Origin of the sequence: Polaromonas sp. CF318 (genome assembly GCF_000282655.1) — a bacterium.
GTDB lineage: Bacteria > Pseudomonadota > Gammaproteobacteria > Burkholderiales > Burkholderiaceae_C > Polaromonas.
This window is the reverse complement of the sequence record NZ_AKIV01000104.1, coordinates 1-12,394: the sequence shown is the minus strand read 5'-3', so window position 1 is coordinate 12,394 and position 12,394 is coordinate 1. Positions and strand designations below refer to the sequence as shown.

The window sequence follows — 12,394 nt, the reverse complement described above, 5'->3', positions numbered from 1 at the left end:
GCCCGCAGGCGCAGCGGCCCCCTCGGGGGGCAGGGAGTTACACGAAGTGAACGACCGTGGGGGCCACATACTTAACATTCCTCTGACCAGCAATAGCCATCGCGGGCGATCATCGCGCTCGAGGCACTCGGTCCCCAGCTGCCGGCGGCATAGGGCCGCGGCGCGCCGGAATCGTTGCTCCAGCTGTCCAGTATGGGCTCCACCCAGCGCCAGGCTTCTTCCTGTTCGTCGCTGCGCACAAAAAGGTTGAGCCTGCCGTCGATCACGTCCAGCAGCAACCGTTCATAGGCGCCCACGCGTTCGGAGCCGAAACGTTTGTCGAAATCCAGGTCCAGCTGCACGGGCGCCAGCGAGGATGTGCCGCGCCGTTGGTCAGCGCCCTGGGCCAGCAAATGCAGCTCCAGGCCGTCCTTGGGCTGCAGGTTGATCACCAGCCGGTTGGCCACGTTGGAGCCGGAGGTGGAGGCCTTGAAAATCGCATGCGGTGCCGGCCGGAAGTTGACCTCGATGTGCGCGTCGCGGCCGGCCAGGCGTTTGCCGGTGCGTATGTAAAAGGGCACGCCGGCCCAGCGCCAGTTGGCGATCTCGGTGCGCAGGGCGACAAAGGTTTCGGTCCGGCTGTCGGGGGGCACGCCTTTCTCGTCGCGGTAGCCCGGCACGGCCTCGCCGTCGATGTTGCCGGCCGCGTACTGGCCGCGCACCACGTGCTGGCCCAGTGTTTCTGGCGTCCAGGGCTTGAGCGAGCGCAGCACCTTGAGCTTTTCGTCGCGGATGGCGTCGGCATGCGAGTTGATGGGCGGCTCCATGCCGATGGCGCACAGCAGCTGCAGCGCGTGGTTTTGCACCATGTCGCGCAGCGCGCCCGTGCTGTCGTAGAAGGCGCCGCGTTTTTCCACGCCAAGATCCTCGGCGATCGTGATTTGGATGTTGGCGATGGTCTCGCGGCGCCACAGCGGCTCGAACAGCGAATTGCCAAAGCGCAGTGCGAACAGGTTTTGCACCGAGGGCTTGCCCAGGTAGTGGTCGATGCGAAAGATCTGCTGCTCGCTGAGCACGCTGCGCACCGTCTTGTTGATGGCGCGGTTGGAGGCCAGGTCGTGGCCCAGCGGTTTTTCCAGCACGACACGCGTCTGGGAGCCGTTCAGGCCGGCGGCGGCGATCTGCTCGCACACCGTGGTGAACAGGCTGGGCGCCGTCGCCACATACATCACCACCACATCGGCCGGCCGCTGCTGCAGCCGGGCGGCCAGCCCCGCGTAATCAGCCGGGTTGGACAAATCCATGCGCAAGTAGCCCAGCAGCGCGGCGAAACGCGAGAACTCCTCCTCGCTGGGGCGTTTGGCCAGTTCAACGTTGTCGAAGCGGGACTTGATCAAGGCGCGGTACTGGTCATCGGACAGGTCGTCGCGTGCCACACCCACGATGCGTCCGCCCTCGGGGAGCGAGCCGTGGCGAAAGGCCTGGAACAAGGCCGGCATGATCTTGCGCCACACCAGGTCACCGGTGCCGCCGAAGAGGATGAGGTCAAAACTCATGGTAAAAAAGTGTCTTGGTAATTAAGTTTCATATTCTATGGGCATAATGGTAACTCGACCCTGAACCCGCGCGATGCACGCCTCCAGGTGCTCCCGCGGTGTTTCATCCGGACCACTTTCGTGTTTTTGCCCAGCATCCCTGCCATGACCCAACTTGACGCCCTCAAACAGTTCACCACCGTGGTCGCCGACACCGGTGATTTCAAGCAGCTGGGGCAGTTCAAGCCGCAGGATGCCACCACCAACCCCTCGCTGATCCTCAAGGCGGTGCAAAAGGCCGACTACCAGCCTTTGCTCAAGGACACCGTGGCGCGCTTCAAGGGGCGGGCGCTTGACGAGACCATGGACCGCCTGCTGGTGCGCTTCGGCTGCGAAATCCTCTCCATCATCCCGGGCCGCGTCTCGACCGAGGTCGACGCCCGCCTGAGCTTTGACGCCAATGCCACCTATACGCGCGGCGAGCGCATCGTCGAGCTCTACCAGGCCGAGGGCATACACATAGACCGCGTGTTGATCAAGGTCGCCGCCACCTGGGAGGGCATACAGGCGGCCGAAAAGCTCGAGCGGCGCGGCATCCACACCAACCTCACCTTGCTGTTCTCGTTCGCCCAGGCGGTGGCCTGCGGCCAGGCCAGGGTGCAGCTGATCTCGCCTTTTGTCGGCCGCATCTACGACTGGTACAAAAAATCCGCCGGCGCGGCCTGGGACGAGGCCGCAATGGCCGGCGCCAACGATCCCGGCGTGAAGTCGGTGCGCGAGATCTACAACCATTACAAGCGCTTCGGCATCGCCACCGAGGTGATGGGCGCGAGCTTTCGCAATGTGGGCCAGATCACCGCGCTGGCCGGCTGCGACCTGCTGACCATCAGCCCCGAGCTGCTGGGCCAGCTGGCGGCTTCCGAGGCGCCGCTGTCACGCGCACTCGACGCCAAGGCGGCCGCCGCGCTGGACCTGCCCGTCGTCAACTACGACGAAGCGGGTTTCCGTTACGCGCTCAATGAAGACGCCATGGCCACCGAAAAGCTGGCCGAAGGCATACGCGCCTTCGCGGCCGATGCCGTGAAGCTCGAACAGCTGATGCTGGCGGCCTGAGTATGGCCGTGCAGCCCCGACCCCGCTGCGACCGCACGCCGGCCTGGGCCGCGCTGCAGGCCTGCTTCGACGCGCAGGGCAAGTCCTTCGACCTGCGCCAGGCCTTCACAGCCGATGCCGGGCGCTTTGCGCATTTCAGCCAGGAAGCGCCTCACGTTTTCGCCGATCTCTCGAAAAACCTGATCGATACCTCCAGCGAGTCGTTGCTGCTTGAGCTGGCCGCGCAATGCCGGCTTGAGCAGCACCGCGACGCCATGTTTGCCGGCGAGTTGATCAACGGCACCGAGCAGCGCGCCGTGATGCACTTTTTATTGAGGAGCCCGGCCGTCGGCGGCATGAACGGCGATCTCGCGCGCGTGCATGAAACCCTGGAGGCCATGCTGGCCTATGCCGAGCAACTGCGCGCCGACACGGCCATCACCGACATCGTCAACATCGGCATAGGCGGCTCCGACCTGGGGCCGCAGATGGCGGTGCTGGCGCTGGCTGAGTTCGCCATCCCCGGCAAGCGCTTTCACTTTGTCTCCAACGTCGACGGCGGCGAACTGGCCGGCGTGCTGCAAGGGCTCAAGCCGCAAAACACGCTGTTCCTGGTGGCGTCCAAGACCTTCACCACCACCGAGACCATGACCAATGCGCATTCGGCCAGGCGCTGGTTCGAGGCGCAGGGTGGCACGGACGTCGCGCGGCATTTCGCGGCCCTGACGACCAATGTCGCGGCGGCCAATGCTTTCGGCATCAAGACCACCTTCGGCTTCTGGGACTGGGTGGGCGGGCGCTATTCGCTCTGGTCGGCCATAGGTTTGCCGATTGCCATCGCCATAGGCGCGGCCGGCTTTCGTGAGCTGCTGGCCGGCGCGCATGCCATGGACGAGCATTTTCGAACGACGCCGCTGGCGCGCAACCTGCCTGTGCGCCTGGGTTTGCTCGACGTCTGGTACCGCAATTTTTACGGCTTCAGCAGCCGCAGCATCGCGCCCTACAGCAGCGCTCTGCGGCGCCTGCCGGCCTACCTGCAGCAGCTTGAAATGGAAAGCAACGGCAAGCGCGTCGATGCCGAAGGCCAAGCCTTGCCTTTCGCAACCTCACCCGTGCTATGGGGCGAGCCCGGCACCAACGGCCAGCACGCTTATTTCCAGATGCTGCACCAGGGCAGCTCGGTGGTGCCGGTGGAGTTTGTCGCTGTCAAGAAAGCCGGGCACACCCTGGCAGGCCACCATGCCACTTTGCTGGCCAATGTGCTGGCCCAGGCGCAGGCACTGATGCAGGGCAAGGACGATGTGGGCGGCCACAAACATTTCCCCGGCAACCGGCCCAGTACTTTTTTGCTGCTGGAGCGGCTCACGCCCGCCAGCCTGGGCGCGCTGGTTGCGCTGCAGGAGCATCGCGTGTTCGTCAGCGGTGCCATCTGGGGCATCAACAGCTTCGACCAGTGGGGCGTCGAACTCGGCAAGGTGCTGGCCAGGGACATAGAGCCGCGCCTGCAAAGCGGCGACCTGTCCGGCCTTGACGGCTCGACGGTCGGCCTGCTGCACAAAATTGCCGGCTGATTCGCGCAAAACCGTGCGTTTTTCCATTGCGGGGCCGCAGGTATCCATGGTCAACTTGCCGCCTTGTCGATTTTTTTTGATGATTTCGCATCATGTCTTTACCCGTTCCACCCAGCCGAGTTTCTCCCCGCTTTTTGATGTTCGCCGCGGCGCTGCTTGCGGCAGCGCTGACCGCCGGCTGCGCAACGCGCGCGCCCGCTGACGAGGATGCCGACACCGACGAGCCCGTCAGCCAGGGCGGCACCGTGGGTGTGGCCGAAGGCGTGACCGGCACGGCCTGGGCCCAGATGTCGGCCCCGCCCAAAGCCGGAGAGCTCAAGCCCGACGACCTCCAGTGGGAGATCTTCCGCGTGCCCGGCAAGCAGCCGGCCAGCTACAGCTATGTGCGCCATGAAGGCCGCGACGCGGTGCTTGCCAAGGCCGAGGCCTCCGGCAGCATCCTGCGCCATCGCCACCGCATCGAGCCGGACCAGCTCGGCCTTGTGCGTTTTTCCTGGAACGTGCCCAACGCGGGCGCCAACCTCGCGCTGCCGCAACTCGAGGATGTGCCGGTGCGCGTGGTGCTCGCCTTTGAAGGCGACCGCTCGCGGCTGTCGATGAAAAACGCCATGCTGTCGGAGCTGAGCCGCTTGCTGACCGGCGAAGAGATGCCGTTTGCAACCCTGGTCTATTCGTGGTCGCGGATCAAGCAGCCCGGCGAAGTCATCATCAACGACCGCACCGACCGCATCCGCAAGATCGTCGTCGACTCGGGCGACCACGGTTACAACGAATGGCGCAGCTACGAGCGCGACATCCGCGCCGACTACCGCAAGGCCTTTGGCGAAGACCCGGGCGCTTTGCTGAGCTTCGCGGTCTTTACCGAAGGTGAAAGGAACGAAGGCCAGCTACAGGCCTTCTATGGGCCGCTCAAGCTCATACCAGCTTCGGCTTCGGCCGTCGCGAGCAAATAGCGCGGCGCCCGGTCGGCCCGTCTACGCCGGCGCTTGCATTGACCGAGAATCCAGCATGCGCATTGCAATCACGGGGGAGGCCCTTATCGATTTCACCGCCAGCGAGGCCGGCACGCTGGCCTTCCTGGGCCATGAGGGCGGCTCGCCGCTCAACACGGCCGTCGCCTGCGCGCGGCTCGGGCAGCCCACCGGTTTTCTCACACAGTTGTCGACGGACTTGTTTGGTGAGCGGCTCATGCATTTTCTCGAGCGCAACGGTGTGGACACGCGTTTCATCCTGCGCAGCGATGCGCCGTCGACCCTGGCCTTCGTCGAGCGTGCGCCGCAGACCAACCGCTATGCGTTCTATACACGCGGCAGCGCCGACGCGACCTGGGCGCCTGAGCCGTTGCCGCGGTTGCCGGCGGACTGCCGCATTCTTCATTTCGGCTCGATCGCGCTTTTGCAGGAACCCGCCGCCACGCGCATCATGGAGCTGATGGCCGCCAACGCCGGGGACCGCGTGATCGTGTTCGATCCCAACGTCAGGCCCAGCCTGATCCCCGATATGGCAGCCTACCGTGCGCGTGCCATGAACTGGTTTGCGATGGCCGACCTGGTCAAGCTCAGCGATGAAGACGCCGAACTGCTGTCGCCTGGCCGGCCTGTCGATATGTTGGCGGCGGATTGCTTGCAAGCCGGTGCGCGTGCGGTGATCGTCACGCGCGGCGCCGGCGGTGCCACGCTCTGGCGCACGGGGCACGAACCGCTTGCCGTCGCGGCGCCGCGCGTCAAAGTAGCCGACACCATAGGCGCGGGTGACACCTTTACGGCCGGACTCTCGGTTTCGCTGCTTGCGCACGGCGTTGAACACCCGGCCCGGCTCGGTGAACTGGGCGACGACGCGTGGCGCGAAGTGATGCGCTTCGCCGCCATGGCCGCCGCGCTGAACTGCACCCGCGAAGGTGCGGATCCGCCCACGCTGGAAGCCGTTCGCGGCGCGCTCATGCAGGAGGACCTGGCGAGAGCGGGCAACCGATAGGCAATCTTGCCTTCGGCGGCAGTCGTTGAATCAGAACTTGTAGCCCAGCTGCAGGGTGAAGCAGTTGGGGTCCAGCACCACGTCAATCGTCTGGCCCGTGCTCAGCGTGCCGCGGGTTTTCAGCAGGGTCTTGGTGTAGCTGCCTTCCACAAACCATTTGTCATTGAGGTTATAGACGCCCCCTATCTGGAAGGATGGGGCCAGCTTGGATTTGAAGGACACGCCGGTGGGTGGGCCGCCGGGGTTGGTCAGCGCGGTCAGCAGGGCGCTTCCCTGCTCCTTGTAAAACCGCACATACGACAGACCGGCGCCCAGGTAGGGCCGGAACCGGGCTTCGGCCTCGAAAAAGCGGTACTGGCCTATCAGCGTGATCGGCAAGGCCTTGGTTTCGGCCACCTTGCCGAAGCCCGCGAGCACGCCGTCCCCGGTGACGTCATGCCGGAAGCCCAGGCCCAGCGGCAGGTGCAGGTTGAGGTGCTCGGTGGCCATATAGTTGATCGCGCCCGTCACCCGGGTGTCGTTGCTGACGCCCACACGCACGTTGGGAATGTTTCCCGTCATCGTGCCGCTGTCCACCGAGGGCTTGATGTGCGTGACGCCCGCCGACAAAGACCAGGTGCCGGCCTGTTGCGCGAAAGCGGGGAATGTGGACGAGGCCATGATGGCCGCGGCAGTCAGGTGTTGTCTGGAAAGCGTCATGGGGCGGATCCGGTGATGTGGCTGGGTGACTGTTTGAAGGTGTTGGAGGTTCATCCAGGGAATCGGTGTCAATGGTCATGGTAGCGGCAAGCGCCGGTGCGCGCTGGCTTGCATAGGCGTTTTGTCCGGGCGATGAAGCGCAGACGCAACGGCCTTTGTCGATTGAAAACGTTCTTCGTACAAGGTTTGTACGGATGCGTGCGCCCCGGCTTTGGCCCGCCAAATCGGCTGCCGTGCCGGCCCCCGGCCGCCGCGGTAGCCTCGCGAGGCGCGCCGCATTATCATGCGGCAGGGAATTCACCCTGTTTACACCTTGTGAGGAGGATTACTGTCATGAATTTTGGCCAAGCCATTTCCACCTGCTTTTCCAAGTACGTCACTTTTACCGGCCGGGCATCGCGTCCGGAATTCTGGTGGTTTTTCCTGTTCCAGATCATCGTCCTGATCGTCACCGGCATGATCAGCAACATCCTGTACGGCATCGCCGCCCTGGCGATGCTGCTGCCGGGAATCGCGGTGGGCGTGCGCCGCCTGCATGACATCGGCAAGACCGGCTGGCTGTTGCTGATCGGCCTGATTCCGGTGGTCGGCCTGCTGCTGCTGTACTGGTGCGTTCAGCCTTCGGAAGGCCCCAACCAGTATGACGAGGGCGCCGCGCCGCCGGTGCCTGCCGCCGGCCCGGCGGGCGAGCAATAAAAAAGCCAGCATAAAAAAAGGGCCGCGAAAGCGGCCCTTTTTGATGGAGCGAGAAGCTCAGGCGGACATTACATGCCCATGTCGCCCATGCCGCCCATACCACCCATGCCGCCGCCTGGCATGCCGCCGCCGGCGCCGGACTCTTCCTTCGGAGCCTCGGCCACCATGGCTTCGGTCGTCAGCATCAGGGATGCGACGGAGGCTGCGTTCTGCAGTGCGGTGCGGGTGACCTTGGTGGGGTCCAGGATACCCATTTCGATCATGTCGCCGTAGGTGTCGTTGGCTGCATTGAAGCCGTAGTTGCCCTTGCCGGCCAGCACGGCGTTCACCACCACAGAGGCTTCGCCGCCTGCGTTGTAAACGATTTCGCGCAGGGGCGCTTCGATGGCGCGCAGCACCAGCTTGATGCCGGCGTCCTGGTCAGGATTGTCGCCGGCGATCTTGCCGGCGGCTTGCTTGGCGCGCAGCAGAGCCACGCCGCCGCCGGCCACAATGCCTTCTTCCACGGCAGCGCGGGTGGCGTGCAGCGCGTCTTCCACGCGGGCCTTCTTTTCCTTCATTTCGACTTCGGTGGCAGCGCCGACCTTGATCACGGCAACACCGCCGGCCAGCTTGGCCACGCGCTCTTGCAGTTTTTCACGGTCGTAGTCGCTGGTCGCTTCCTCGATCTGGACGCGCACCTGCTTGACGCGCGCTTCGATGTCGGCAGCGGCGCCGGCGCCGTCGATGATGATGGTGTTTTCCTTGCCCACTTCGATGCGCTTGGCCTGGCCGAGGTCGGCCAGCGTCACTTTTTCGAGCGACATGCCGACTTCTTCAGCGATGACCTTGCCGCCGGTCAGGACAGCGATGTCTTCCAGCATGGCCTTGCGGCGGTCGCCGAAGCCAGGGGCCTTGACAGCCACGACCTTCAGGATGCCGCGCAGGGTGTTCACCACCAGGGTCGCCAGGGCTTCGCCCTCGACTTCTTCGGCGATGATCAGCAGCGGACGGCCGGCCTTGGCGACTTGCTCCAGGGTGGGCAGCAGGTCGCGGATGTTGCTGATCTTCTTGTCGTAGAGCAGCACAAAGGGGTTGTCCAACAGCGCGGACTGCTTTTCAGGGTTGTTGATGAAGTAAGGGGAGAGGTAGCCGCGGTCGAACTGCATGCCTTCGACGACGTCGAGTTCGTTTTGCAGGGACTTGCCGTCTTCCACGGTGATCACGCCTTCTTTACCAACCTTGTCCATTGCGTCGGCAATGATCTTGCCGATGGATTCGTCGGAGTTGGCGGAGATCGAGCCCACCTGGGCGATTTCCTTGGACGTGGTGGTGGGCTTGGAAGCCTTCTTGAGCTCTTCGGTCAGGGCCAGCACGGCCTTGTCGATACCGCGCTTCAGGTCCATCGGGTTCATGCCGGCGGCCACGTATTTCATGCCTTCGCGGACGATGGCTTGAGCCAGAACGGTGGCGGTGGTGGTGCCGTCGCCGGCGTTGTCGGAGGTCTTGGAAGCGACTTCCTTGACCATCTGCGCGCCCATGTTCTGCAGCTTGTCCTTCAGTTCGATTTCCTTGGCGACGGACACACCGTCCTTGGTCACCGTGGGGGCGCCGAACGAGCGCTCCAGAACCACGTTGCGGCCTTTGGGGCCCAGGGTTACCTTGACGGCGTTGGCCAGGATGTTCACACCCTCGACCATGCGTGCGCGGGCTTCGCCGCCGAAAATGACGTCTTTTGCTGCCATGTTTAATTCTCCAGATTCAGTTAATTAAGGATTTGATGTGGCGGAGATTTATTTCTCGACCACTGCAAACAAATCTTCTTCTTTCATGACGAGCAGTTCGTCGCCGTCGACCTTGACGGTCTGGCCGCTGTACTTGCCGAACAGCACGCGGTCGCCCACTTTGACGCCCACGGGGCTCAGTTCGCCCTTGTCGTTCTTCTTGCCTGGGCCAACGGCCAGCACTTCGCCTTGATCAGGCTTTTCGGCGGCGCTGTCGGGGATGACGATGCCGGAAGCGGTTTTGGTTTCGTTTTCCACGCGTTTGACGATCACGCGGTCGTGCAAAGGACGAAGTTTCATGAGAGCTCCTTGTTTGAGAACAATGGTTTTGGGGATCAAAAAACGCCCACCTGAAAGTGGGTGCTTGTTAACTTGGTGGATCGATGAGGCTTGTTAGCACTCAATACCATCGAGTGCTAATCATAGGGGCAATTGGGGGTCTTTTCAAGGCGGCGCGCTGGAAAATCCTGTTTTCAAGTGTGGAGCGGAACGCTTTAGAGTGGACCGGGCCCCGTCGCCACCCGCCGGGCGAGGGTGCCAAGGAACTCAGCCTGGATGCCGGCCATGCGCCCGATTCGGGCTTGTCCTACACGGAATTCCTCTCCTGCCGACGACCTGCCGCCTCTGCCGGCCCCTAAAGTCAAATCCTCATCATTCAGAGCCCGGACCAGGCACCATCACCATGTTTCTAGACAGCTTTCCACGTGAAGAAGCCCAGGACAGCCGCGCCATGCGTCCGGTGCGGGAACCGGCGGCCGAGCCGGCCAGGTCGCGCCATCCCTGGCCTTTTCCGGTGTCCGGCAAGGATTTCGGCCTGCCGGCGGCAAAGCCCCAGGCGGTGGGCGGCCCTGGCTATGCTGCGAGCGGCAGCAGTTTTGTCACCTGACGGATTCCGGCGGACGGGTGATGAAAGCAAAGACCAGCGCCGAGCCGGAAAGCCCTCGGGCGGGCGGCACAAAAACTCCAGCGAGCCGGCCCAAAAAGACCCCAGCAGATGACTTCGGCCGGGAAGGTACCAATAAAACCATCCCTGAACCCAAGGCTGATGGCCAACCCTCCGAGGAACTGGGCCATACCCCGCACATCGGGAAGACGCCTTACACGCGCGGCTGAGGCGGGCCTTCTTTCGCGCCGCTCGTCACGTGAGCCGCCGCGGCCCGCCGCACCACCAGCGGCAGTGTGGCCGAGATGGTCGTGCCCTGGCTGGTGTCGATGTCCAGATGGCCGCCCGATGCCTCCACCCGGTGGCGCATGCCCTGCAGACCGTGGCTCGATGCCTGCACGGCCTGTGGATCGAAGCCCCGGCCATCGTCGTGCACGGTCACGATGATGTAGTCCTTGTAGCTCAGCAGGTTGATTTCCACGTTCTGCGCCTGCGCATACCGGGCAATATTGGTCAGGGCCTCCTGGGCCAGCCGGTAGACCGTCAGTTGTATGGTTTCGTCCAGTTCCGCTGGTTCGAGGTTGGTGACGATGCTCAAGCCCGAACGCTGGGCGAACTCGCGCGTCAGGATCTCCAGGGCCGGCAGCAGCCCGAGGTTGGACAGCGAGGAGGGGCGAAGGTCTTCGATGATGCGCCGCTTCAGGGCGATACCGCTGTTGAGCGTTTCAATCAGGTGCTCGATACGGGCCGGCAAGTCGCCGTTTTCGCCGGACAGCCTGGCCTTGATGCGCGTGATGTCGAGCTTTGCGGCCGTGAGCAGCGCGCCGAGCTCGTCGTGGAGTTCGCGCGCCAGGTGGTCTCTTTCCTGTTCCCGGACCTGCTGCAGGTGGGTGGCCAGCTCGGCCAGGCGACTGGTGCGCTCCTTGACCTGGACGTTCAGCAGGTCGCGCTCGGCCTGCAAGGCCAGTTGCTGGCGCTGGCCGGCCTGGTCCAGGGCGGCGGTCTGGCGCAAATACAGCCAGAAGGCCACAAAGGCGACGCTTGCCACCAGGGTGATGCCTATGCGCGTGAGCAGCAGCGAACGCCGCACTTCCGCGTAGCCCCTCGCGGTGTCCTGGTTGGTTTCTTCGATGAGCTGGCCGGCACTGTTGCGTATGGCGTCCATCTGCTCCTTGCCTACCTCCGTGGTCAGGACAAAACGCCAGGCCTCGTCCTTGCCTTCGTTCTTCATGCGGATGGACAAGTCCATTTCAGCCAGCTTGCGCTGCACCGTCCGCCCCAGCAGCGACAGGGTGCCGGCCTGCTCCTGGCGGGCGGCGAGCAGCTCGCGCAGCTGGTCCTGCGTCTGGCCGATGTCCGCGATGGCGGCCTTGTAGGGCTCCAGGTACATGGTGTCGCCGGTCAGCAGGTAGCCGCGCTGCCCGGTCTCCGCGTCGAGCACGTCGCGCAGCAGCCGCTGGACATGGCTGCGCGTGAGGTGGGCTTGCGCCACTTCGTCCATAGCGTCCATGGATTTGTCGTACGACAGCTCGCTGATGCCGATCAGGGTAAGCACGGCGATCAAGGCGCAGGCGACGTTGACGGCCATTTTGCGGGAGGTGCTTCGCATGGGAGCTTTCCTGGGGTTCTTGAAACGGCGCCGCCGGCCGGGCGCAGGCCTACCTTGAGTCAAAGCATGAAAAAAGCCACCCGAAGGTGGCTCTATGTTGCTGGCATTTCGCGGGCTGCAACGTAGGACGCCGCGCCTTGCCGTCGGTGTTGTTGCGCGGGGCTTACAGGCCGGCTGCAGCCCGAAGGGCCGCAGCTTTATCGGTCGTTTAGCTTCGGCGCCGGGCCTTTGGCCCTTAACTTCGCTGCGCGAAGTTAGCCTGCGCTGAAGAACTGATCCCGCGCGATGCGCGGCGGCCTTACAGGCCGGCTGCAGCCCGAAGGGCCGCAGCTTTATCAGTTCTTTCCCACGTGAATTCCGGTTCGTCGCGGCCGAAGTGGCCGTAGGCTGCCGTCTTTTCGTAGATGGGACGCAGCAGGTCCAGCATCTGGATGATGCCCTTGGGGCGCAGGTCGAAGTGTTCGTTGACCAGGGCCGAGAGCTTTTCGTCGGAGATCACGCCGGTGCCTTCGGTGTAGACCGTGACGTTCATCGGCTTGGCCACGCCGATGGCGTAAGCCACCTGGATCTGGCACTGGCGGGCCAGGCCGGCC

The 12,394-nt window shown here is 64.0% G+C and carries 13 protein-coding genes; 7 read left to right on the top strand and 6 right to left on the bottom strand.

Annotated elements, in window-relative coordinates:
• Positions 1–71: 71 nt before the first annotated feature.
• Positions 72–1,535 carry a glucose-6-phosphate dehydrogenase gene (zwf, locus tag PMI15_RS19000; RefSeq protein WP_007872955.1) on the bottom strand — a complete coding sequence of 488 codons (1,464 nt, stop codon included), beginning with the start codon at positions 1,533–1,535 and terminating at the stop codon, positions 72–74.
• A gap of 144 nt (positions 1,536–1,679) precedes the next feature.
• On the opposite strand from zwf, the gene tal reads away from it, so the two are divergent.
• The 4 genes from tal (at position 1,680) to PMI15_RS18980 (ending at position 6,151) form a co-directional block, all read left to right on the top strand.
• On the top strand, positions 1,680–2,627 hold the full coding sequence (gene tal, locus PMI15_RS18995; RefSeq protein ID WP_007872945.1) for a transaldolase: 948 nt from the start codon (positions 1,680–1,682) through the stop codon (positions 2,625–2,627).
• Positions 2,628–2,629: 2 nt separating this feature from the next.
• Entirely contained in the window at positions 2,630–4,177 is a 1,548-nt protein-coding gene (pgi, locus tag PMI15_RS18990; RefSeq protein ID WP_007872942.1) for a glucose-6-phosphate isomerase, read from the top strand.
• 92 nt (positions 4,178–4,269) lie between these two features.
• The gene (locus PMI15_RS18985; RefSeq protein ID WP_081499643.1) at positions 4,270–5,130 is read left to right on the top strand and encodes a DUF3047 domain-containing protein; all 861 of its coding nucleotides are present in this window, start codon (positions 4,270–4,272) and stop codon (positions 5,128–5,130) included.
• Positions 5,131–5,185: 55 nt separating this feature from the next.
• On the top strand, positions 5,186–6,151 hold the full coding sequence (locus PMI15_RS18980) for a carbohydrate kinase (protein WP_007872936.1): 966 nt from the start codon (positions 5,186–5,188) through the stop codon (positions 6,149–6,151).
• Positions 6,152–6,181: 30 nt separating this feature from the next.
• Here PMI15_RS18980 and PMI15_RS18975 read toward each other — a convergent pair whose 3' ends face one another.
• On the bottom strand, positions 6,182–6,850 hold the full coding sequence (locus tag PMI15_RS18975; RefSeq protein ID WP_007872933.1) for an OmpW family protein: 669 nt from the start codon (positions 6,848–6,850) through the stop codon (positions 6,182–6,184).
• 333 nt (positions 6,851–7,183) lie between these two features.
• Here PMI15_RS18975 and PMI15_RS18970 point away from each other — a divergent pair, with 333 nt between their 5' ends.
• Positions 7,184–7,546 (top strand): DUF805 domain-containing protein, encoded by a 363-nt coding sequence (locus tag PMI15_RS18970; protein ID WP_007872931.1) that lies wholly within the window; start codon positions 7,184–7,186, stop codon positions 7,544–7,546.
• 68 nt (positions 7,547–7,614) lie between these two features.
• On the opposite strand, the gene groL is transcribed toward PMI15_RS18970, so the two are convergent.
• Together groL and PMI15_RS18960 are read right to left on the bottom strand one after the other, a co-directional pair.
• A complete protein-coding gene (groL, locus tag PMI15_RS18965; RefSeq protein WP_007872919.1) occupies positions 7,615–9,270 on the bottom strand; it encodes a chaperonin GroEL in 1,656 nt (551 codons plus the stop codon).
• A 48-nt stretch (positions 9,271–9,318) separates the two neighbouring features.
• Entirely contained in the window at positions 9,319–9,609 is a 291-nt protein-coding gene (locus tag PMI15_RS18960; protein ID WP_007872916.1) for a co-chaperone GroES, read from the bottom strand.
• A gap of 382 nt (positions 9,610–9,991) precedes the next feature.
• Here PMI15_RS18960 and PMI15_RS18955 point away from each other — a divergent pair, with 382 nt between their 5' ends.
• Positions 9,992–10,195, top strand: coding sequence for a hypothetical protein (locus PMI15_RS18955; protein WP_007872915.1), 204 nt, complete (start codon positions 9,992–9,994; stop codon positions 10,193–10,195).
• 20 nt (positions 10,196–10,215) lie between these two features.
• On the top strand, positions 10,216–10,422 hold the full coding sequence (locus PMI15_RS24890) for a hypothetical protein (RefSeq protein WP_157214675.1): 207 nt from the start codon (positions 10,216–10,218) through the stop codon (positions 10,420–10,422).
• Here the strand turns inward: PMI15_RS24890 and PMI15_RS18950 are convergent.
• Positions 10,407–11,801 (bottom strand): CHASE3 domain-containing protein, encoded by a 1,395-nt coding sequence (locus PMI15_RS18950; RefSeq protein WP_007872914.1) that lies wholly within the window; start codon positions 11,799–11,801, stop codon positions 10,407–10,409. The genes PMI15_RS24890 and PMI15_RS18950 overlap by 16 nt on opposite strands.
• A gap of 298 nt (positions 11,802–12,099) precedes the next feature.
• Positions 12,100–12,394, bottom strand: a 295-nt coding sequence (locus tag PMI15_RS18945; protein WP_007872912.1) for a methionine adenosyltransferase domain-containing protein, incomplete at its 5' end; no start/stop codon positions are given.

Bases quoted from the DNA above. Each gene is read 5' to 3' on its own strand.
- PMI15_RS18950 (WP_007872914.1), bottom strand. From the start codon at position 11,801: ATGCGAAGCACCTCCCGCAAAATGGCCGTCAACGTCGCCTGCGCCTTG.
- PMI15_RS18980 (WP_007872936.1), top strand. From the start codon at position 5,186: ATGCGCATTGCAATCACGGGGGAGGCCCTTATCGATTTCACCGCCAGC.
- groL (WP_007872919.1), bottom strand. From the start codon at position 9,270: ATGGCAGCAAAAGACGTCATTTTCGGCGGCGAAGCCCGCGCACGCATG.
- PMI15_RS18970 (WP_007872931.1), top strand. From the start codon at position 7,184: ATGAATTTTGGCCAAGCCATTTCCACCTGCTTTTCCAAGTACGTCACT.
- tal (WP_007872945.1), top strand. From the start codon at position 1,680: ATGACCCAACTTGACGCCCTCAAACAGTTCACCACCGTGGTCGCCGAC.
- PMI15_RS24890 (WP_157214675.1), top strand. From the start codon at position 10,216: ATGAAAGCAAAGACCAGCGCCGAGCCGGAAAGCCCTCGGGCGGGCGGC.
- zwf (WP_007872955.1), bottom strand. From the start codon at position 1,535: ATGAGTTTTGACCTCATCCTCTTCGGCGGCACCGGTGACCTGGTGTGG.
- PMI15_RS18975 (WP_007872933.1), bottom strand. From the start codon at position 6,850: ATGACGCTTTCCAGACAACACCTGACTGCCGCGGCCATCATGGCCTCG.
- PMI15_RS18955 (WP_007872915.1), top strand. From the start codon at position 9,992: ATGTTTCTAGACAGCTTTCCACGTGAAGAAGCCCAGGACAGCCGCGCC.
- PMI15_RS18960 (WP_007872916.1), bottom strand. From the start codon at position 9,609: ATGAAACTTCGTCCTTTGCACGACCGCGTGATCGTCAAACGCGTGGAA.
- PMI15_RS18985 (WP_081499643.1), top strand. From the start codon at position 4,270: ATGTCTTTACCCGTTCCACCCAGCCGAGTTTCTCCCCGCTTTTTGATG.
- pgi (WP_007872942.1), top strand. From the start codon at position 2,630: ATGGCCGTGCAGCCCCGACCCCGCTGCGACCGCACGCCGGCCTGGGCC.